Here is a 20,115-nt window from a genome sequence, read left to right as displayed (position 1 = left end):
TTAATACTTGATAGAAAATATGACGATTTTCTGGATTGGCCGTGTAGATTTAGGTATTTTAACTGAAAACATGCTGAAATTTAGAGGATTTTTCAATGCGATTAATGCTGTAATCATTTAATATGTTAAAAAAGTTAACATGGAAAAGGGGATGATCGAAAATGGGAATGCCGGCTTACAAAACAGAAGACGTGAACAAGAAAGAAAAAAGCAAAAAGGAATTTCCGCATATTTATGTCATTCTGGCTGTCATGATTGGTCTAATGGCGCTTATGACATATGTGATTCCGGCGGGCGAATATGAACGGGTGGAAAGTCCGGACGGCAGGGAAATGATTGATCCGGCGTCCTACAAACGGATCGAACAGACGCCGGTTGATATCTTGGGGTTGCTTACGGCTGTTCCGAAAGGGATGACAGAAGCGGCCCCGATTATCGTGTTTACATTTGTGATTGGCGGCGCTTTTGCCGTTCTGCGGAAAGCGTCTGTCATTGAGCTCGGTGTCCGTCTGCTGGCGGGTCAGTTCAGGAACAAACCGGTTTTCGTTACACCTGTCTTAATATTCGTTTTTTCCGGCATTTCCTGTTTTATCGGGACGCCTGAGCTTTCCATCGTTTACGTCCCTGTTATTCTTCCTCTGCTGCTGTCTTTCGGATATGACCGGATGACAGCAGCAGCAATTGCGTTGTGCGGGACGATCGCCGGCTTTACGAGCGCTTTGACAAACCCTTTTACCGTAGGAACCTCACAAATGATTTCCGGTCTCCCGCTTTATTCAGGGATGGGGTACAGGGCGGTCATCTTTGTTGTCATTACGGCGATTGCCGCTGTATATGTGCTCAAATATGCGGAAAAGGTCAGGGCGCATCCTGAAAAAAGCCTGACGGGGAAAGAAGCAGTCGAAGCGGTGCCTGCTTTTAAAGCAGGGAGACGGGTGAAATGGGCCGGTATCGCGGCGCTTGGGTTGTTTGCCGGCTTGATTGGCTGTGTCATTTATTTCAGGTGGGATATGCTGACAATGGCGGGCTATTTCCTCGCGCTCGGCATCATTCCTGCTTACATTGCCGGCATGAGCTCGAGAGACATTGCCGAGTCCTTTAATGAGGGCTTTAAAGAAGTGCTCGTCGGGGCGATGATTTGCGGCATTGCAAGAGCTGCTGCGGTCGTTATGGCCGACGGGCAGATCATGGATACGATTGTTTACGGCTTGTCTCATGCGGTCTCACAGCTTCCTTCTTATTTAACGGTTACGGCGATGCTTTTCACACAGATGCTGTTTAACTTTTTTGTTCCAAGCGGAAGCGGACAGGCTTTAATAATGATGCCGATTATGGCGCCTTTGGCTGATATTGTCGGAATTACGCGGCAGACGGCAATTCTGGCTTTCCAATTCGGCGACGGTTTTTCAAACATCGTCTTTCCGACATCGGGTTACTTTATGGCGACGCTTGCGATCAGCCGGATTGCCTGGAACAAGTGGCTGCGATTCATCCTTCCGCTGTTTTGCCTCTGGATGGGAGCGGCCGTGCTTTTCCTGCTGTTTGCTAACGCTGTCGGCTGGTCGTAAATGGATAAAAAGGCGGGGGAATCCTCCGCTTTTTTATTTTCCCATCATTCCTTCAGAAGAAAAAATATGCAAAAATATGAAAAAACTAGACTTTGAACCTATCTGTGGATATACTAATTTAGTAATTGATCGAATTTAAGATTGTCCGGTATTATCGGGCTTTAAGGAAGGTATCCGCGGATGAAAAAAATGGCCAGATTGTATATTCTCATGCTGAACGTGTTCATCGTTATGCTTGGTATAGGCTTGATTATTCCACTCATGCCTACGTTTATAGAAGAATTCGGCGCGTCAGGCAGCACGCTCGGGTTGCTGATTGCGGCTTCGGGTATTACCCAGCTGCTGTTTTCGCCCGTTGCCGGGGAAATGACCGATAAATACGGAAGACGGAAAATGATCATTTTAGGCATCGGTGCGTTTGCGGTTTCCCAGTTGCTTTTCGCCTTGGCGAGCCAGATGTGGCTGCTGTTTGTTTCCCGCCTTCTCGGCGGAGCGGGAGCGGCGTTTTTGGTGCCGGCCATGTTTGCCTACATCGCCGACATCACATCGGAAAAGGATCGAAGCAAAGGGATGGGGCTGATCAGCGCCGCGATGTCTCTCGGCTTTGTCATCGGTCCGGGAGCCGGCGGATATTTGGCTGCGTACGGGCTCACTTTTCCGTTTTACGTGTCAGCCGGATTAGCCGGCTTGGCGACGGTTTTATCGCTTTTTGTCCTCCCGGAAACGCTCAGTCAAGAAAAGATGCTTGAAAAGCGCCGCTCCGCTCAAAAGCGCGAACCGCTTCCTAAGCAAATGGCGCGCGCGCTGCGATCGCCGTATGCTTTTCTGTTTGTCCTCGTGTTCATCCTGAACTTCGGGATCATGAATTTTGAGGCGGTATTCAGCCTTTATGTCGATCATAAGCACGGCTTTACACCGGGAGACATTGCCTTTGTCATTACAGCGGCAAGCTTGATCGGCGTGTTCGTCCAGGCGGTGGCCCTCGGGATGCTGACGAACCGCTTCGGCGAAAAAAAGCTGATGAACATGACGCTGATCGGTTCAGCCGCAGCGCTTGCCGTCTGCTCGATTGCCGGTTCGTACTGGCTCGTTTTCGGTGCAACAATTGTTTTCTTCATGCTGACGTCCATCCTTCGTCCGGCAATTAATACGCTGATTTCAAAAATGGCCGGTGATGAACAGGGCTTTGCCGCAGGCATGAACAATGCGTTTATGAGCCTTGCCAACATTGTCGGACCGACGGTGGCTGGTCTGTTATTCGATGTGAACGTGGAAATTCCATATATTTTTGGTGCGGTCGTTCTCGTGCTCAGCTTTTTGGCGGCAGTCAGCTGGGGGCGGAAGCAGCAGACGCGCGCAATTCCCGAAAAAGTATAAGGGAGCCGGCACATATGCCGGCTTTTTTCTATGATGAATGTCTAATCATCAGCAATGCCGGTATGGCTTAACTTTCCCCGGTTGCTGCTGTTGGAGTTTCTCACAATCCAAGCAGCATTTGAATTCTGAGCGCCAGTCTCAAGCGCAGGGTTGTGTCCGCATCTTTCAGGCTTTTCCCGAGCAATTCTTCGCATTTTTCAAGCCTGTAGATGACTGTGTTTCTGTGGACATACAGGCGCTTAGCTGTTTCAGAAATCTGACAGTGCGTTTCCAGATAGACGGACAATGTTTGCAGGAGCCCCTGGTCATCCTTCGGCAGGCTGGCAAGCTGATGCAGTGCATGCGTGTAAAATGTCTTCAAATCATCAGCCGGAATCATGCGCAAAAGCTCAGAGACGTCTTTCATATGGTACGTCTGGATGAACTCGGTGCTGCCGGACAAATGGCCGGAGTGGAGCGCGTCGACGGCTTCTTTGCAAATGTGCGGAACGTCGCTCAGCTGATGGCTGAGGTTGCTGATTCCGAAAGAGATTGTCCGCTGAAAGTGCTCCGCTGCATGACGCTGAAACGTCTTTAAAAATCCGCTGACGTCTGCATTCAGTTCAGCCCAGCTGTCCGTCGCTTCGGCCAGCAGGAAGCAGACATTTCCCTTTGTGAAAAGGTGCGGAGGGAACGGAAAGTCAACCAGCTCTTCTTCCAGGCGTTCGAACACGGAATCTGATTCAAGCTGATTTTCCGTGAAGCTGAGCGATTTTTCGCGGCGGTCCAATTTGCCCGCAATGCACACATATTTTTGATCCCACTTGAGCTGAAATTCTTTGGCCCGGTTTTTAATTTCTTCAGCAGAGGAAAAGGCGCCGTCCAAAAAATTGCTGAAAAACTCGTTCCGTGCTCTTCGCAAATATTGTTTGAGCGCATTTTCCTTCAGCAGCTCAAAGGCGATGACATTGGCGGCTTGTTCGAGGGTTAACAGCAAGCCTTTGTCTGAAGGGGAAATCATTCCGCAGACAACGAGGAAGCCGCATTTTTTTTCATGAGTATAGATCGGAAATACCGAATAGGTTTGTTGGTCGGGAAGTGTTGAAAAACAGGTGAGCCCTGTTCTGTTTCCTTTTTGAAATATTCCTTCATAATGCGACAGCGTCCCGGCGGCATCCGCTTTTGAGGAGGCGATCGGCTTGAGATGCTGATTGAAAAGAAGAACGGGAAGCTTCAAAACAGCAGAGACGTTATGCAAGAGCGATTGAATGCTTTTTCCGCTCATAATATGGGTTGTGAACTTTTTTTGGGCGGTGATGGCCTGTTCGAGTTCTGCCGTCCGTTTGTCCAAAATATGGCTCAGTGTATGATTGACAATATCACCGAGGCGGACATCTTTATTTAGCTCGATGATCGGAAATGACCGCTCGTCGGCAAGCTTGATCACCTCGTCGGGTATTTTCTGCAAAAAGCGCGTTTTGATGCCGAGTCCGGCGCAGCCCCGCCTGATCATCCTTTCAATCAATTCCTTCAATAAAAAAGGCCGGTCCTTTAAATGGTATGCGGTCGTGACGAGGAGCTCGCCGTGATGCAGATAATCGGCAATATCTGGCGCATCCATCATATTGATGTGTTCGATGTTCCGGGTCCCTCCCGTTTTTCCGGCGGCAAGCGTTGCGCCTTTAAACACGGGGAGTTTCATCATGTCATAGATATTCATTGATCTGTACAGACCTCCTTTGTCATTTTAGTCATTATCAACAAAAAATGAGCGGATTTGTGACATTTATGCCGATGTTTATTTTTCATGTTACCAGTAAACTTGTATTTATATAGAGAGTTGTAAAGAAATATAACAAGAAAAAAGAAAGGAAGTTTCTTCACATGACAATTGGCGAAATGAATATTCCGAAACGGACAATTATGACTCCCGGTCCTGTCGAGGTTCATCCGAGAGTGCTGAGGGCGCTTTCCTCACCTGTACTGGGACAATTCGATCCTGCATTTACAGACATGATGAATGACGTCATGGCGCTGCTCCGGCAGATTTTCCGAACGACAAATAAATGGGCATTTCCGATAGACGGGACATCGCGGGCCGGGCTTGAAGCCGTCCTTGCCAGTCTCATCAAACCGGGGGACCGGGTGCTCATTCCCATTTTCGGACGGTTCGGCTATCTGCTGGCCGAAATTTGCGAACGGTACCGGGCGGATGTTTATACAATGGAATGCCCGTGGGGAGACGTTTTTGAATCGAAAGATATCATCTCCGAAATCAAACGGACGAAACCGGAGATCGTCGCGGTTGTGCACGGCGAGACGTCAACGGGATGCATTCAGCCGCTTGAAGAAATCGGCCGGGCCTGCCGGGAGCTTGATGTGCTTTGTGTAGTCGATGCGGTGGCTACGATCGGCGGCACGGATGTCAATACGGATGAATGGTGCCTTGACGCGGTCGTCGGAGGTACGCAAAAGTGTTTATCCGTTCCTTCCGGGATGGCGCCGATCACATTTAACAGCCGGGTTGAAAAGCGCATCAATGAAAGGAAAAAGGTAGAACGTGGCATTGCCACAAGAGAAGATATCGAGCTTGAAACAGGACGCTTGCCGATTTCCAGCAATTATTTTGACCTCGGCATGCTGATGGATTATTGGAGCCCGAGGCGCCTCAATCATCATACAGAAGCGACTTCGATGCTGTACGGTTTGCGTGAAGGAGCGCGGGTCGTTCTTGAGGAGGGGCTCCGCGAGCGGTTCTCAAGACACCGGCTGCATGAAGCAGCGCTAATCAAGGGCATCAAAGCGATGGGTCTCGAATTGTTTACGGAAGGCCGGAAAAAGCTGCCGACCGTCACTTGTGTGAAAGTGCCTGATCGGGTTGACGCGGACCTTGTCAGGAAGATGATGCTTGACGACTTCGGCGTCGAAATCGCCAGCTCTTTCGGACCGCTGGCCGGAAAGATATGGAGAATCGGGACAATGGGGTACAGCTGCCGAAAAGAAAATGTTCTTTTTACATTGGCTGCTCTCGAAGCGGTTCTCATTCGCACAGGTGCTTCAGTATCGCCGGGAAATGCGCTTCAGGCGGCTCTGGATTTCTATCATGAGTAGGCTAATCTCATGAAAACGTTTGACTTGCTTTTGAAAGGCGCTTCCGTCGTGTGCCCGGAAGGCGTAAGGAAAACTGATATCGGCTCGGCGGGCTGATTGCTGAGCCGGGCGTGCTTGACGGCAGTGCGTCAATACATTTTTAAGGCAGACGAAAGAGAAGCAAAAGCGGTTCACTGAAGCGCAAAAAGCAGCCTGTGATCAGGCTCTTTTTTGTGGGATGACCAGAAAAAAACAATTTTGCGACATCCGTGAGAATCTAAAACAAGAGAATTAATCAAAAAAAGCAGGCTGAGAGGCCTGCTTTTCCGTGGTTTTGTGTAAGTCTCTTTTGGTGCAATCCGATCGATCTGTGTCTATTCCAACGATCTTAAATAACCGGCCAATACAGAATCGATCATTTCAGCCGTCAGCCTTTCAGGGGCCATGATCAAATGAAGCGCCAGCCCGTCGACAAGGGCGTACAGGTGCTCGGTTTCCTTTAGAACATCGATCCCCGGTTTGGCACCGGTATTCACCAGCATTTCAACAGCCGATTTACAGGCTGAATAAATGCCTTCATTCATCTCCTTTCTTAACGGTTTGAGCTCCGGATCGCTGAGCGATTTGGCCGTAAATGCATACCATGCCTCCATTTCCAGTTTTCGCTCCTCATCAAGAGGCATAAGCTGAAAAAGAAGCTGTTTGACGTTCTCAGCCGGTGTACCGTTAAATGTCATGCTCTCAATCCGCGTTTTGACCCGGTTTGCCACAAGCCTCATTGAATAAATGAAAAGCTCAGACTGTTGGGGAAAATAATGGCGCATCGATCCGGCCGAAAGCCCGGCTTCCTTAGCGACATTTCTGACGGTGCAATGTTCAAGTCCATCTCTGTGAATCACATTCCACACCGCTTCGGCAATTTTTTCTTTTTGTTTTTCGTGATCAACTATTTTTGGCATACACACATTATAACACGGGTGTATTATTTAATACATATGTGTTATAATTTTTTAGTACAAATGTGTTAAAAAGAGAGGCGGATAAAAGGTGATTGGTTTATTGATTATAGCTTGTGAGGTCGGTTTTTGGATTTTTATTCTGCTTGGCCTTATGTTTCGCTATATGGCAGGCTGGAAAAAGGCTGGTTTGATCATGTTTGCATGCACACCGGTTTTGGATTTGCTGCTTTTGGCTGCAACGGCGCTTGATCTGTACAATGGGGCGCAAGCGGATGTTTTGCACGCCCTCGCCGCCGTTTATATCGGCGTCAGCATCGCGTTCGGAAGCCGCATGATCAAATGGGCGGATGAAAGGTTCGCCTATCGCTTTGCCGGCGGTCCGAAGCCTGACAAAGGCCCGCAGTACGGCAAGGAACACGCCAAAAAAGAGCGCAAAGGCTGGTTGCGGCATTTTATCGCATGGCTGATCGGGGCGGCGCTGCTGGCCGGGATGCATCTGTTCATCGGCGACCCGGAAAGAACGGAACCGTTAATCCGCATCGCTTCTTTATGGTCGATCATCCTTGCCATCGATTTTCTGTACAGTTTCAGCTTTACCCTTTTTCCGAAGAAAGCCCGTTAAAAGAAGCCGGACATCCGGCTTCTTTTTCATGTTCAAGTATTCCGCCGCTGAAAAAGGAAATGCTACAAGCAGACCTGGATCAAGTTTTCGAAAAAAACCTGTGATAAACTAAAGGAAGAGGTGAACTGCATTGATTTATATTGGATTAACAGGATGGGGGGATCATGACAGCCTGTATCCGCCCAAGACAAGCAGTCAAAACAAGCTGATCCACTATTCGGCGCATTTTCCGATCGTCGAGCTTGATGCGAGCTTTTACGCGATTCAGCCCGAGCGGAACAATGAAAAATGGGTGAAGGAGACGCCGGAAACCTTTCAGTTTATCATTAAGGCATATCAGGGAATGACGGGGCATCAGCGCGGGGAAATCCCCTTTGAAACGAAAGACGACATGTTTGCTGCTTTTAAGCTTTCGTTAACGCCATACATAAAAGCGGGCAAGCTGGCGATGGTCCTCTTTCAGTTTCCGCCATGGTTTGATTGCAAAAAAGAAAACGTCAATTACTTAAGATGGGTAAAAGAGAAAATGGGAGATATACCGTGTGCGCTTGAATTCAGGCATCGGTCATGGTTTATGCCCCAGTTTTACGACAAAACGCTCGCTTTTATGGAGGAACAGCAATGGATTCACAGCATTTGCGATGAACCCCAGGCGGGCGAAGGCAGCATACCGACGGTTCTTCATGCGACTGACAGCAGGAAAACGCTCGTCCGTTTTCACGGCCGCAACAAGGAAGGCTGGTTAAGGCCGTCTTCCGGGCAAAATTGGCGTGAGGTCAGATATTTATATTTATATAATGAACAAGAATTAAAAGACTGGAAGAAAAACCTTGAGCTGCTTGAACAGCAGTCGAAAAACGTTTACGTGCTGTTTAATAACAATTCAGGCGGTGATGCGGCTCAAAACGGGAAGCAAATGAAGGAGCTGCTCGATATTGAATACAAAGGGCTTACGCCAAGGCAGCTCGATTTATTCAGCTAGAAAAGAGGACTTATTTTATGGAATATCTTATTTTGCTCATACTCGGATTTATCGCGGGAACCATCGGCAGTCTTGTCGGGCTCGGCGGAGGGATCGTCATCGTTCCCTCGCTCCTTTTTCTGGCGGGGCTGCCGACGCTCTTTGACCATGTGACACCGCAAATGGCGGTCGGCACATCGCTGGTTGTCATCATATTTACAGGGCTTTCTTCAACGATTGCGTATATGAAGTATAAAACCGTAGATTATAAAAGCGGTCTTATTTTTTTCATCGGCTCGGGGCCGGGCAGCATCGCAGGTGCCCATGTATCGACATATTTCAGCTCAGACTCGTTTTCTCTATGGTTCGGGATTTTTATGATTCTCATTTCCCTTTCCTTAATGATAAAGAAAAGGGTGAAACCTGCCGAGAAAAAGCATACGGGCGTTATCAGAACGTTCACAGGGGATGAAGGACAGGAATATACGTATTCATATCATCCTTTAGCCGGAATCGCGATCGCCTTTGTCGTCGGCTTCCTCGGCGGGCTTTTCGGCATCGGGGGCGGCTCGCTGATGGTGCCGGCGATGATTCTTCTGTTTTTATTTCCGACAAGGGTCGCCGTTGCGACATCGATGTTTATTATTTTCCTTTCATCTGTCGCCGGCTCTGCCGGCCATGTCATCGCGGGCCATGTCAACTGGCTTTATGCGCTCGCATTGATCCCGGGCGCCTGGTTTGGCGGACAGCTCGGCGCCTACATTAATAAAAAGATGCAAACAAAGACGATCGTATTGATCATGAGGTTCGTATTGATCATCATCGGAATCAGATTAATCTATCAAGGCGTGTTTAGTTAAACGTTAGGGAGAGATTTGCATGACGGAAAAGCTCCATATTTACCATACGAACGATTTGCACAGCCATTTTGAAAACTGGCCGAAAATCGTCGATTATATTCAGACACAAAGACAAAAACATGAAGAGCAGGGGGAAGAAGTGCTTTTGTTCGACCTCGGCGATCATGTCGACAGATTCCATCCGATATCTGAGGCCACCTTCGGAAAAGCGAATGTGGAGCTGTTGAACCGTCTGCAGTATGATGCTGCAACGATCGGAAATAATGAAGGAATTACACTGCCGCATCAGGAGCTGGATACACTTTATGACAACGCACAGTTTCCTGTCGTTGTTTCCAATTTGTTTGACGAAAAAGGGAAGAGGCCCGGCTGGGCAGCACCGTATGTGCTCAAAAAGGTGAAGAGCGGCGCAACTCTTGCCATTCTCGGTGTGACAGTCCCGTATTATCCGATCTACCGGCAGCTTGGCTGGACGGTTGCAGACGCATTTGAAAGCATCGGCGAGATGCTCAGTGAAATCAAAGAAAAAGCCGATACTGTCATTCTTCTTTCACACCTCGGCATTTTGGATGATCAGCGCGTCGCGGAGGCTTTTCCCGAAATCGACCTGATTCTCGGCTCCCACACCCATCACCTGCTTGAAGAAGGGATGATGAAAGACGGCGTTATGCTGGCCTGCGCTGAAAAATACGGGAACTATGTCGGTCATGTTGAACTGACGTATAACGGAACGCTTGAGAACATCACAGCAACCGTTATGAAGACGGCAGAATGGAACGAAGAATCAGAGGAGACGATTCGTTTTCTGAAGGAAAAAGAGAAAGAAGCCGGACATCTGCTTGAAGAAGAAATTGCGACATTGGACAACACCCTTGAAACCGCCTGGTTCCGCAGAAGCGCCCTTCCGCAAATGCTGGCAGACGCCTTAAAGGAATGGTGTGAGGCGGAAATCGGAATGGTCAACTCAGGCATTGTACTGGAGTCTCTATCACAAGGCCCGGTGACGAAAGCGGATGTTCACCGCATCTGTCCGCATCCGATTAATCCGGTCAAACTGAAGCTGACGGGACGTGAGCTGAAAGAGGTCATCTTCCATGCATCATCGGAAGAAACCGAGAAACTGCGAATTAAAGGGCTCGGTTTTCGCGGCGAAGTGATGGGGAAAATGCTGTATGCCGGCCTTGACCCGGAAAAGCTCTCTGTCAACGGAGCGGACATTGAAGATGATGCGTTCTACACGATCGCCACGATTGATATGTTTACACTCGGAACGCTGTTTCCGGCGATCCGCGATGCGGAAGATATCGAGTACTTTATGCCTGAATTCCTGCGCGATCTGCTCGCCTGGAAGCTTAAAAAAGCAAACCGGTTCTAATACAGATGCTTTAAGATTCGGGGTAAACCGGAACATGTCTCCCGCTTTATCATACATTAATGGTAAAGGAGGGATCGCGATGGTAAATTTAACTCCGATTATGATAGAAGATCAGCCGTTTACGGCTGTAACGGTCAAACTGCCGAAAACGAACTTTATGGCGGTAACCAATGACCATGGATATATTATGTGCGGAGCGCTTGACGTCGCCCTGCTGAATGATAAATTAAAAGAACGGAAAATCGTCGCCGCCAGAGCCGTCGGCGTGCGGACGATCGATCAGCTTCTCGAAGCGCCGCTCGAATCTGTAACCGATGCGGCCAGAGAGCTCGGCATCCATCCCGGAATGAGCGGAAAAGAAGCCCTTTTAAAAATGGTGAAATAAAGTTGTCTGATTGAATCGTATATCCCCTCTTACAAGCATACACTTGTGATGTAAGGGGGGATTTTGCTTGCGAAGATTTCGCGGCCCTCTGTCAAAAAGAGGACCTTTGCCTTTTCGATATGTCATGCTGCTTTCGTTTGTATTTTTTATTTTTTCAACGGCCATCAGCCTGTTGATCATCAACTCATCCATCAAACCGACGCTTCTGAACATCGCTGAAATGGAAACGAACCGGATTGCGACGCACGTCATCCAGGAAGCCGTCGAGGATTATATGAGCCAAGATGAAAATGTGCAAAATCTAGTAGAAATGAAGACGAATGAAAATGGAAAAGTAACAACAATTGATTTCAACTCTCATGGTCTTCGTGGTATGCATTCGAAAATTACGAAACAACTTCACGAAAAGCTGAAGGAAACAGAAACCGAAGAATTTAATTCTTCTGCGAAAACTCCCGAAGGTAAGAATGATGGTGTAATCTATAATATTCCTCTAGGTCAGGCAACGGGAAACACGCTTCTTGGAAACCTAGGGCCGAAAATACCTGTACGGCTTAATGTTGTGGGGGATGTCTTTACAGATTTTAAACATAGTGTCGAACCATATGGAATTAATAATGCTTTAATAAATGTCGGTGTTCTTGTCGAAGTCAAGGTCCGTGTCGTCATACCGTTTGCGACAAAAACGGCGGTTGTTAAAAATACGATTCCGGCAACGATTCAAGCCGTGCACGGCGAAGTACCCGACTTCTACAGCGGCAACGGCAGCCAGACGGCGCCATCGATTCAAATCCCTTCAAAGGATGAAAAAACAGAACAAAAAAAGGAACAAAATAAGCAATGATTTCCAGGCGTTCTGCACACATCAGGCAGAATGCTTTTTTTTTTGCGTCCTGGAAACAGAATGTGTCTATTTTCTTAAAAAAATACTTTGACTTAGGCAAAAAGACTGTATATACTATTCAATAATAATAATTGTTAGAAAATTCATTGTTTTCAGATGTTTCAATAAGGTAAAGGAGGAAGCTTATGGATAGTCGTCCGCAATGGGGAACAAGAGCGGGTTTTATTTTAGCAGCTGTCGGTTCTGCGATCGGTTTGGGGAATATATGGAGGTTCCCGGCTGTAGCTTATGAAAACGGAGGAGGCGCGTTCTTTCTGCCATATTTGTTCGCGCTTTTGACAGCAGGAATCCCTCTTCTCATCATGGAATTTACAATCGGCCATAAATACAGGGGCTCAGCCCCGCTATCCTATGCCCGGATGGGGAAAGGAAAGGAGTGGATCGGCTGGTGGCAGGTCGCCATCTCATTTGTCATCTCGACGTATTATGCCGTGATCGTGGCATGGGCCATTTCTTACACTGTCTTTTCTTTCAATTTAGGCTGGGGTAAAGATACAGAAAATTTTCTAATGACTGAATATTTAAACAGAGTTGATATTGGAGGAGGAGCCATCGGGCAATTCGGAGGCTTCGTGCCGGGCGTCCTGATTCCGCTCGCGATTGTCTGGATTGTTTCCTTAGGCATTTTATTTGCCGGAGTCAAAAAAGGAATCGAAATTGCGAACCGCATTTTCATTCCGCTGCTTGTGGTCTTATTTTTAATCATCGTCATTTATTCGATTACACTTGACGGGGCTGCTCAAGGGCTGAATGCGTTTTTCACGCCTGATTGGGGCCAGATAACAAACGGAAAAGTTTGGGTGGCGGCATACGGCCAAATTTTCTTCAGTCTGTCGATCGCGTTTGCCATCATGATTACGTATTCCAGCTATTTGCCGAAAAAATCCGATGTTACAAACAATGCGTTCATCACCGGCTTCGGGAATTCGTCGTTCGAGCTGCTGGCCGGGATCGGGGTATTCAGTGCGCTGGGCTTTATGGCCGCGCAGCAGGGCGTTCCAGTTAAAGAGGTCGTCTCTTCCGGAATCGGTTTGGCGTTCGTCGTCTTTCCGCAAATCATCAATGAGTTTCCGGCGTTTAATGTGCTTTTCGGATTTTTATTCTTTGGTTCGCTAGTTTTGGCAGGTCTGACGTCTCTCATTTCGATCTCTGAAACATATGTTGCCGCGATTCAGGATAAGTTCAACGTTCCGCGGCGGAAAGCCGTCCTGTTCGGTGGAGGGGCTGCTGCAATGTGTTCGCTCGTATTTGCGACAAAAGGCGGGTTGTTCTTTCTCGATGCAGCCGATTACTTTATCAACAATTTCGGAGTGGCGCTTGCCGGATTGATCGAAGTCGTTGTGATTGCATGGTTTGCGAAAGAGCTGAAAGCTTTGCAGGCTCACGCCAATTCGGTTTCCGACATTCAGCTCGGCGCCTGGTGGAGAATCTGCCTGAGCGTCGTCACGCCGATTGTTCTGGGGTATATGATGTTTGATAATATCAAGACGAATATCACAACGGCCTACGGTGATCTGCCGGTAGAGTTTCTCCTGAAATGGGGATGGTGCGTCGCTGTTGGAGCGATCGCAGCCGGATTTATCCTTTCACTTTCAAAATGGAAGAACGAATTGAAATATACGCCATTTCAACAGGACAAGGAGGTTTCCTCATGAACGGCGCATCTATAACAATGATGGTTATCGGCATCGTCATTATTTGGGGAGGCTTGGCCGCAAGCATCATCAATGCGGTTGTGAAAAGCAAGAAAAGCCAAGCCGGTTAATCTCTGAAAAGAAGACATCCCTATTCTTCTGAAATAGGGATGTCTTTTATTTTTTCTTTCGAAGCTCTTTCCGTTCCCATGCCCTTAAATGAGGATAAGGGTCAAAAGACCATTCGGTTCTTCCGTTGTCTTTATACATGCCGTAGTGAAGATGGGGCGGGAATTTTCCCGATGTCCCCGGCGGCCCGTATCCCGTTGCTCCGACCGAGCCGATCACTTGGCCGGGTTCGACGATTTCTCCCACTTTCAAGCCTTTTGTGAATCCGTTCAAATGAGCGAAATAATGGTACGTATTGTTGATATCTCTGATTCCGATCCGCCAACCGCCGAAACGGTTCCAGCCTTTCATTTCAACAATACCGTAGCATGTCGACCGGACGGGGAGGCCATAATGGGCGAACAAATCCGTCCCTTCGTGAATCCGCCTGCCCCCGAATCCGCGGGCATCTCCCCATGTGCTTCTATAGCTGTAATCTGATCTTACGGGAAGAGGAAAGGCGTGCTTGCTCAAATCAATGTGGCCGTATTTTTGAAAAAGCCTGATAAAGCCTGATATGATGCCGACCGTCTGATCCCTTTCGTAAAACTCCCACAGGCCGATGCGGATATTTTCTATGTCTCTTCCGTATGTCAACAAGTATTGTCCAAACGTATAAAGGACGTCTTCATCCTGATCCGGTTCCGCCAGTCCGTCTCCGTTTCCGTCCATTCCAATTCCGTCAAAAACCTTGATGCTGAGCGGCGATGTATCTTTCGGGTTGGGGTTTTCAGGTCCGCTCCACACGCTTTGCGGAATATATATCCCGGTGTGCCCTTTTTGCTTCGGCAAGTCCTTGCGGTTTTTGCGGATGTTGATTTCGTATTGGTCGACAGCCGCGAAAACATACCAAGGAATATGGGTTGCAGCTTCTGTTTTATGATAAAGGGCCATTCTCTTTTGCAGATCGGGCTCTTTTTTCTCCTTTGCAAGAGCGCACGGCTGCGATATGAGCAAAAGGAGGATGAGAACGGATAATACAGCTTTCACAGTGTCCTTAGCTCCTTTCAGTTTGAATACGGTTAGTTTGTGACATCTGCGGAAATCGATAATAAGAAAATGTTAGAAATTCCATCTTGACTAATCAAGCTCTTGTTCACAAATCTGTACTATGTTAAAGTGACTAAAGATGAAGATTTAGCAATTTTAATTTAAGCGGTTCCAAAGCAGAGGGACACATCCGGCGCTATGTCACAAATTTCGTATTGAACATGACTACAATCCACAATGGAGATGATGGAATTGGCAAAGAAAGACGAGCACCTAAGAAAGCCCGAATGGCTTAAGATCAAGCTGAACACAAATGAAAACTATACGGGCTTAAAAAAATTAATGCGGGAAAACAACCTCCATACGGTCTGTGAAGAGGCGAAATGCCCGAACATCCACGAATGCTGGGCCGTCAGACGTACCGCAACCTTTATGATTCTCGGATCTGTCTGTACGAGAGCCTGCCGCTTCTGTGCGGTGAAGACGGGGCTGCCGACAGAACTTGACTTGAATGAGCCGGAAAGAGTCGCGGATTCTGTGAGCATCATGAATCTGAAACACGCGGTCATTACAGCCGTTGCCCGTGACGATTTAAAAGACGGAGGAGCAGGGGTATTCGCTGAAACCGTACGCGCCGTCCGGAGAAAAAGCCCGTTTACAACAATCGAAGTTCTCCCGTCTGACATGGGCGGAGACTATCATAATTTGAAAACGCTGATGGATACGCGTCCGGATATTTTAAACCATAATATTGAGACGGTTCGCCGCCTGACGCCGAGAGTCCGTGCGAGAGCTACATACGAAAGGTCATTGGAATTTTTGCGCCGCGCCAAAGAGATGCAGCCGGACATCCCGACGAAATCCAGCATCATGATCGGCCTCGGCGAAACAAAAGAAGAAATCATCGAAACAATGGACGACCTTCTTGCGAACAACGTCGACATCATGGCAATCGGCCAGTATCTGCAGCCGTCCAAAAAACATATTAAAGTACAGAAATATTACCATCCTGACGAGTTTGCCGAACTGAAAGAAATCGCCATGGAAAAAGGCTTCAGCCACTGTGAAGCAGGGCCGCTCGTCCGCTCTTCATACCATGCCGATGAACAGGTGAATGAAGCGTCTAAAAAACGCCAGGCACAGGCATAACATTGGATGAAAAAACGCCAGCCGTTTGCGCTGGCGTTTTTCTTATTTATTTTCAGGTCAGGATTCGGTCGCTTTTCCTTTTCCGTCAAGGTCGTTTTCATCTGTACCTGTCGTTGTTTTGCCTTGCGGTGATTTTTGCATTTCCTTAATCGTATCGGCCATCAGCTGATCAACGTTTCTTGAATTGGCTCCAAGCCGGCTGAAGTTGGCGACGGATTGCATCATATCCGGATCATCGGAAATATAGATGTGGTAATACCTCGGAATGACGGATGCCGCCGTCTTTTTAACTTGGTCAGCCGTCTGTTCGCGCTGCCCAGAGTCCGTTTTGTACACGACAAGCGCTTCTTCGTCTGTCACAAGTGCTGAGGCATCTTGAATATTGGGAAGCTGAACCGTTAAACTAGATATAATATGCGCCATTTCTTCCCGATCAATTTGAGGCGCCTGCATTTCTTCCTTGTTTGCGACTGGAGTTGCCTGATGGCGCGCATAACCGAATCTGCCTTTCCGGTTGTCATTTCTGAACTTTTCATGATATTGAGGGTTCTTGTCTGCAACGTGAACGGTATTTCCGTCTTCGTCATATATATTGTGTTCGGTATCATTTAAGGCTGTCTGGCATCCTGCTAAAGGCACCGCCAGCAGCCCTGCTAAAAGAATTTTTTTATTCATTCTGCTTTTCCTCCTCATTTATAGCTTTTCCAACGGGGAGGATTTATTCTTAGCAATTGATGGCGGCACGGGTTTGAATTATCATATAAAAGAGGTGAAAAGAATGATTGTCGTTCAGAACGCTGCATTTGAAGTCGTCAAAGATGTGAAAAACGGTTTTAACGAAGAAGCGTTTAAAGCCAGATACTCCGACATTTTAAATAAATATGACTACATCGTCGGGGATTGGGGATACAGCCAGCTGAGGCTGAAAGGCTTTTTTGACGATCAAAATCAAAAGGCCACATTTGATACGAAGATCAGCACGCTTGATGAATATATTTACGAGTACTGTAATTTCGGATGTGCCTACTTTGTTTTAAAACGTCTGCGAAAATAAGCGATCATAAAAGGGGATGCTCTGATGATGTATTTTGTCGATCGACACAAAATCGAAAACACGCTGAACTTCCTGGAAGAGGAGCTGCGGCTTTATCAAACACAGGAGGAATGGACTTCCGACGTCGAAAAAAAAGCGCTCGAACGAATCGGCCACACGCTGATCGAATGTATATTGGATATAGGGAACGATATGATTGACGGCTTTATTATGAGAGATCCTGGAAGCTATGACGACATTATGGATATACTGACCGATGAAAAGGTTGTCAGCCAAGCGGAAGGCGACAGTCTGAAACATTTGATCGCCTATCGGAAGACATTGGTTCAAGACTACTTGAATGTCAACCATGAAGAATTGGACATGCTGCTCAGCAGGCATGCGGAAACGCTTGAGAAATTTCCGCTGCGGATCCGCGATTATTTAAACCATGAGCTCGGTCCGGTATCCGCATTCAAACCGCACTAAACAAAACTGGAGTGTACAACATGAAAACATACAAAGGATACTTAATTGATCTGGATGGAACAATGTACAAAGGGACGGAAAAAATCGAAGAAGCATGCGAATTCGTAAGGAAGCTGAAAGAACGGAGCATCCCGTATCTGTTCGTCACTAACAATTCGTCGCGCACGCCGAAGCAAGTGGCGGACAAGCTTGTTTCATTTGATATTCCGGCCGAAGAGAGCCAGGTATTCACAACCAGCATGGCGACCGCCAATTTTATCGCCGAACAAAAACCGGATGCTTCCGTATATGTGATCGGTGAGGAAGGCATCCGCCAGGCCATTGAGGAAAAAGGACTGGCATTCGGCGAAGAAGACGCCGACTTCGTCGTCGTCGGTATCGACCGCGGCATTACATACGAAAAGCTAGCCGTCGGTTGCCTTGCCATCCGCAACGGCGCTACATTCATCTCGACTAACGGCGATATCGCTATTCCTACAGAAAGAGGACTATTGCCGGGCAATGGTTCTCTCACATCAGTATTAACCGTTTCTACGCAGACAGAGCCTATTTTTATCGGCAAGCCGGAGCCGATCATCATGGAGCAGGCGATGAAGGTGCTCGGCACAAATATCAGTGAAACGCTGATGGTCGGTGACAATTATGATACGGATATTATGGCGGGAATGAATTCCGGGATGGACACGCTTCTCGTTCATACGGGCGTGACCAAAAAAGAACACCTTGAAGCCTATCAGGAAAAGCCGACATATGTCATTGATTCTTTAACAGACTGGATGGATCGCATCTAACCGCAAAAAAACACTTGTCTTTTAAGGACAAGTGTTTTTTAATGGCTTATTCCGCATCTTTTGCTCGATGCGCCAGTCTGCTGGATGCGGCTGCCGCAATCGCTCCGACGATATCATCCAAAAACGTGTGGCATTCGCCTGTTGATTTATCGTTTAAACGTGCGAGCACTCCCGGTTTGATTTTATCGATATATCCATAGTTTGTATAACCGATTGATCCATACAAATTCACAATGGAGAAGGATAAGATTTCATCGACGCCGTACAGGCTTTCATCTGTCTCGATTAAGGTTTGGAGCGGTTCCATGAGCTTTCTTTGCTCACCCAGCATATCCAATTGAATCCCTGTGATCACGGCGTTTTGAACTTCGCGTTTTTTCATGACCCGGTTGACATTCTCTTCACATTCTTCTTTTGTCAAGTTTGGATGATATTTCTTCTGTAGTACGTAGACAAGATCAGCAATATCCGAAATCTTGACGCCCCGTTTCTCAAGCCATTCTTTTGCTGCTGTTTCGATTTGATGCATGCTGTTGTTTTCCGGCATCATTTTCACCCAATCTTTTTTTACTTAGTGTATACAAACAACCTTAAAAATGTAACGATTTTAGAACTCTTTTTCCGAATCGATTCATAATCGAATCCCTTCATGATTACGATGTGTAGAAGGAGAAAAATTTATCAGGAAGTGATGTCCGTGAAGGAGCTGATCAAAGAAAAATTCGGAATCCATATTCGCGATCTTACTTCATACTTGTCTTATCAGGCTTTTCATACCCCGAATTCGATGTTTTTGATCGTCCCGGTATCCCACTTGAGTCAGGATGAGCTGGCGGAATTGTTTAGTATGAGTCAGTATTTGCAAGAACAGCGCGACCCATACGTTTCATCTTTTATATTGACAAAGGACGGGGAGATGACATTTGAGGACAATGGCGCCTCATATGTGCTGCTTCAAGCTGCTCCCCGCATGACAAACAGGTCCGTTTCATTTGGGGCGGAGCTGGCGGAATTTCATCAGAAGGGAAGAGGATACCCTTATGAGGTAAAAGAAACCTCGCGGATTGGGCAGTGGAAAGAACTTTGGGGGAAACGGCTCGACCAGCTGGAACAATTCTGGACCCAAAAAACGCAGGCAAGACAGCTGCAGCCTTTTGAAAAACATTTTATCGAATCGTTTCCTTATTATCTCGGTTTAACCGAAAATGCGATTCAATATTTGGCCGATACCGAATTGGATGATCAGCCGCAGGCCGCCGACTCCGGGACGATTTGCCAGCAGCGGCTCACCTGCGAGGCTTTAAGGCGCGAGCCGCTTATTAAAATCCCGATGGAATGGGTGTTTGATCATGCGGCCAGGGATCTTGCGGAATATGCCAGAAGCTTGTTTCACGAAAGGAAAAACTTCAATGACATCGCATTGTTTTTTCAGCAATACGAACAAGCCGCGCCGCTTTCCTCATTTTCTAAACGGCTGGTGTACAGCAGGCTTCTGTTTCCGCTTCACTATTTTGAGACGGTTGAAGGGTATTATATTTCTCCTGAATCAGAGCACCATTATTTTGAAAGCAGACTCGACCATTTATTGTCTCAAGCGCCGGCTTATGAGCAATTTCTGAACGGCTTTCAAGAAATGGCGAGCATGAGAGCCGCAGGATTTATGAGCATGCCGCCTATCAATTGGCTGAAAAGGACACCATAGACGCCGCGGTGTTCTTTTCTTCATGTTAACATTTCCGGATTTTTTCGATATGCTTGGTTGGAAGCTACTCTTAGAAAGG

21 protein-coding genes are annotated in these 20,115 nt (G+C 47.4%); 16 read left to right on the top strand and 5 right to left on the bottom strand.

Annotation, left to right across the window (positions count from 1 at the left end; all coding sequences use genetic code 11):
* Positions 1-161: 161 nt before the first annotated feature.
* Positions 162-1,568 carry a YfcC family protein gene (locus M1D59_RS17735; protein ID WP_023856201.1) on the top strand — a complete coding sequence of 469 codons (1,407 nt, stop codon included), beginning with the start codon at positions 162-164 and terminating at the stop codon, positions 1,566-1,568.
* 180 nt (positions 1,569-1,748) lie between these two features.
* Entirely contained in the window at positions 1,749-2,945 is a 1,197-nt protein-coding gene (locus tag M1D59_RS17730) for an MFS transporter (RefSeq protein WP_020452856.1), read from the top strand.
* A gap of 100 nt (positions 2,946-3,045) precedes the next feature.
* Here the strand turns inward: M1D59_RS17730 and M1D59_RS17725 are convergent, their stop codons facing one another.
* Positions 3,046-4,644, bottom strand: coding sequence for a PucR family transcriptional regulator (locus tag M1D59_RS17725; RefSeq protein WP_023856199.1), 1,599 nt, complete (start codon positions 4,642-4,644; stop codon positions 3,046-3,048).
* A gap of 164 nt (positions 4,645-4,808) precedes the next feature.
* On the opposite strand from M1D59_RS17725, the gene M1D59_RS17720 reads away from it, so the two are divergent.
* Positions 4,809-6,035: a pyridoxal-phosphate-dependent aminotransferase family protein gene (locus tag M1D59_RS17720; RefSeq protein WP_149169286.1), complete on the top strand. Its 1,227-nt coding sequence runs from the start codon at positions 4,809-4,811 to the stop codon at positions 6,033-6,035.
* Between the two features lie 353 nt (positions 6,036-6,388).
* Here the strand turns inward: M1D59_RS17720 and M1D59_RS17715 are convergent, their stop codons facing one another.
* Entirely contained in the window at positions 6,389-6,973 is a 585-nt protein-coding gene (locus tag M1D59_RS17715; protein WP_020452853.1) for a TetR/AcrR family transcriptional regulator, read from the bottom strand.
* An 88-nt stretch (positions 6,974-7,061) separates the two neighbouring features.
* Here M1D59_RS17715 and M1D59_RS17710 point away from each other — a divergent pair, with 88 nt between their 5' ends.
* The 8 genes from M1D59_RS17710 (at position 7,062) to M1D59_RS17675 (ending at position 13,845) form a co-directional block, all read left to right on the top strand.
* Complete coding sequence (locus M1D59_RS17710) at positions 7,062-7,595, top strand: hypothetical protein (protein WP_256163552.1); 534 nt, start codon at positions 7,062-7,064, stop codon at positions 7,593-7,595.
* Positions 7,596-7,725: 130 nt separating this feature from the next.
* Entirely contained in the window at positions 7,726-8,577 is an 852-nt protein-coding gene (locus M1D59_RS17705) for a DUF72 domain-containing protein (RefSeq protein WP_020452851.1), read from the top strand.
* 17 nt (positions 8,578-8,594) lie between these two features.
* A complete protein-coding gene (locus M1D59_RS17700; RefSeq protein ID WP_025809806.1) occupies positions 8,595-9,416 on the top strand; it encodes a sulfite exporter TauE/SafE family protein in 822 nt (273 codons plus the stop codon).
* Positions 9,417-9,435: 19 nt separating this feature from the next.
* Positions 9,436-10,791: a bifunctional metallophosphatase/5'-nucleotidase gene (locus M1D59_RS17695; RefSeq protein WP_025809804.1), complete on the top strand. Its 1,356-nt coding sequence runs from the start codon at positions 9,436-9,438 to the stop codon at positions 10,789-10,791.
* Between the two features lie 79 nt (positions 10,792-10,870).
* Positions 10,871-11,176, top strand: a complete 306-nt coding sequence (locus tag M1D59_RS17690; protein WP_023856194.1) for a YunC family protein — start codon at positions 10,871-10,873, stop codon at positions 11,174-11,176.
* Between the two features lie 67 nt (positions 11,177-11,243).
* The gene (yunB, locus tag M1D59_RS17685; RefSeq protein WP_023856193.1) at positions 11,244-12,020 is read left to right on the top strand and encodes a sporulation protein YunB; all 777 of its coding nucleotides are present in this window, start codon (positions 11,244-11,246) and stop codon (positions 12,018-12,020) included.
* 185 nt (positions 12,021-12,205) lie between these two features.
* Positions 12,206-13,735, top strand: coding sequence for a sodium-dependent transporter (locus tag M1D59_RS17680; RefSeq protein ID WP_245117695.1), 1,530 nt, complete (start codon positions 12,206-12,208; stop codon positions 13,733-13,735).
* Positions 13,732-13,845, top strand: coding sequence for a methionine/alanine import family NSS transporter small subunit (locus M1D59_RS17675; RefSeq protein WP_075213876.1), 114 nt, complete (start codon positions 13,732-13,734; stop codon positions 13,843-13,845). Before M1D59_RS17680 ends, M1D59_RS17675 begins: the two co-directional genes overlap by 4 nt.
* A 46-nt stretch (positions 13,846-13,891) precedes the next feature.
* Here M1D59_RS17675 and M1D59_RS17670 read toward each other — a convergent pair whose 3' ends face one another.
* Positions 13,892-14,872 (bottom strand): M23 family metallopeptidase, encoded by a 981-nt coding sequence (locus M1D59_RS17670; protein WP_023856191.1) that lies wholly within the window; start codon positions 14,870-14,872, stop codon positions 13,892-13,894.
* A gap of 237 nt (positions 14,873-15,109) precedes the next feature.
* Here M1D59_RS17670 and lipA point away from each other — a divergent pair, with 237 nt between their 5' ends.
* Complete coding sequence (gene lipA / locus M1D59_RS17665) at positions 15,110-16,021, top strand: lipoyl synthase (protein ID WP_256163556.1); 912 nt, start codon at positions 15,110-15,112, stop codon at positions 16,019-16,021.
* A gap of 57 nt (positions 16,022-16,078) precedes the next feature.
* On the opposite strand, the gene M1D59_RS17660 is transcribed toward lipA, so the two are convergent.
* The gene (locus tag M1D59_RS17660; RefSeq protein WP_328066837.1) at positions 16,079-16,696 is read right to left on the bottom strand and encodes a YhcN/YlaJ family sporulation lipoprotein; all 618 of its coding nucleotides are present in this window, start codon (positions 16,694-16,696) and stop codon (positions 16,079-16,081) included.
* A gap of 103 nt (positions 16,697-16,799) precedes the next feature.
* Between M1D59_RS17660 and M1D59_RS17655 the strand changes: the two genes are divergently transcribed.
* Genes M1D59_RS17655 through M1D59_RS17645 form a run of 3 tightly spaced genes read left to right on the top strand, consistent with a single transcriptional unit; the run spans position 16,800 to position 18,334 of the window.
* The gene (locus tag M1D59_RS17655) at positions 16,800-17,075 is read left to right on the top strand and encodes a YutD family protein (RefSeq protein ID WP_003184977.1); all 276 of its coding nucleotides are present in this window, start codon (positions 16,800-16,802) and stop codon (positions 17,073-17,075) included.
* A 27-nt stretch (positions 17,076-17,102) separates the two neighbouring features.
* The gene (locus M1D59_RS17650) at positions 17,103-17,543 is read left to right on the top strand and encodes a DUF86 domain-containing protein (protein ID WP_268462257.1); all 441 of its coding nucleotides are present in this window, start codon (positions 17,103-17,105) and stop codon (positions 17,541-17,543) included.
* 20 nt (positions 17,544-17,563) lie between these two features.
* Positions 17,564-18,334, top strand: coding sequence for a TIGR01457 family HAD-type hydrolase (locus M1D59_RS17645; protein ID WP_020452843.1), 771 nt, complete (start codon positions 17,564-17,566; stop codon positions 18,332-18,334).
* A 46-nt stretch (positions 18,335-18,380) separates the two neighbouring features.
* Here the strand turns inward: M1D59_RS17645 and M1D59_RS17640 are convergent, their stop codons facing one another.
* Positions 18,381-18,881 carry a phosphatidylglycerophosphatase A family protein gene (locus tag M1D59_RS17640; RefSeq protein ID WP_020452842.1) on the bottom strand — a complete coding sequence of 167 codons (501 nt, stop codon included), beginning with the start codon at positions 18,879-18,881 and terminating at the stop codon, positions 18,381-18,383.
* A gap of 144 nt (positions 18,882-19,025) precedes the next feature.
* On the opposite strand from M1D59_RS17640, the gene yutH reads away from it, so the two are divergent.
* Entirely contained in the window at positions 19,026-20,036 is a 1,011-nt protein-coding gene (gene yutH, locus M1D59_RS17635; protein WP_458118055.1) for a spore coat putative kinase YutH, read from the top strand.
* The last annotated feature ends 79 nt before the right edge of the window (positions 20,037-20,115 follow it).

It is taken from the genome of Bacillus sp. PK6-026 (assembly GCF_054161455.1).
This window is presented reverse-complemented; position numbering and strand designations above follow the sequence as displayed.

Bases quoted from the DNA above. Each gene is read 5' to 3' on its own strand.
- M1D59_RS17735 (WP_023856201.1), top strand. From the start codon at position 162: ATGGGAATGCCGGCTTACAAAACAGAAGACGTGAACAAGAAAGAAAAA.
- M1D59_RS17730 (WP_020452856.1), top strand. From the start codon at position 1,749: ATGAAAAAAATGGCCAGATTGTATATTCTCATGCTGAACGTGTTCATC.
- M1D59_RS17725 (WP_023856199.1), bottom strand. From the start codon at position 4,644: ATGAATATCTATGACATGATGAAACTCCCCGTGTTTAAAGGCGCAACG.
- M1D59_RS17720 (WP_149169286.1), top strand. From the start codon at position 4,809: ATGACAATTGGCGAAATGAATATTCCGAAACGGACAATTATGACTCCC.
- M1D59_RS17715 (WP_020452853.1), bottom strand. From the start codon at position 6,973: ATGCCAAAAATAGTTGATCACGAAAAACAAAAAGAAAAAATTGCCGAA.
- M1D59_RS17700 (WP_025809806.1), top strand. From the start codon at position 8,595: ATGGAATATCTTATTTTGCTCATACTCGGATTTATCGCGGGAACCATC.
- M1D59_RS17695 (WP_025809804.1), top strand. From the start codon at position 9,436: ATGACGGAAAAGCTCCATATTTACCATACGAACGATTTGCACAGCCAT.
- M1D59_RS17690 (WP_023856194.1), top strand. From the start codon at position 10,871: ATGGTAAATTTAACTCCGATTATGATAGAAGATCAGCCGTTTACGGCT.
- M1D59_RS17680 (WP_245117695.1), top strand. From the start codon at position 12,206: ATGGATAGTCGTCCGCAATGGGGAACAAGAGCGGGTTTTATTTTAGCA.
- M1D59_RS17675 (WP_075213876.1), top strand. From the start codon at position 13,732: ATGAACGGCGCATCTATAACAATGATGGTTATCGGCATCGTCATTATT.
- lipA (WP_256163556.1), top strand. From the start codon at position 15,110: ATGGAGATGATGGAATTGGCAAAGAAAGACGAGCACCTAAGAAAGCCC.
- M1D59_RS17660 (WP_328066837.1), bottom strand. From the start codon at position 16,696: ATGAATAAAAAAATTCTTTTAGCAGGGCTGCTGGCGGTGCCTTTAGCA.
- M1D59_RS17655 (WP_003184977.1), top strand. From the start codon at position 16,800: ATGATTGTCGTTCAGAACGCTGCATTTGAAGTCGTCAAAGATGTGAAA.
- M1D59_RS17650 (WP_268462257.1), top strand. From the start codon at position 17,103: ATGTATTTTGTCGATCGACACAAAATCGAAAACACGCTGAACTTCCTG.
- M1D59_RS17645 (WP_020452843.1), top strand. From the start codon at position 17,564: ATGAAAACATACAAAGGATACTTAATTGATCTGGATGGAACAATGTAC.
- M1D59_RS17640 (WP_020452842.1), bottom strand. From the start codon at position 18,881: ATGCCGGAAAACAACAGCATGCATCAAATCGAAACAGCAGCAAAAGAA.
- yutH (WP_458118055.1), top strand. From the start codon at position 19,026: ATGTCCGTGAAGGAGCTGATCAAAGAAAAATTCGGAATCCATATTCGC.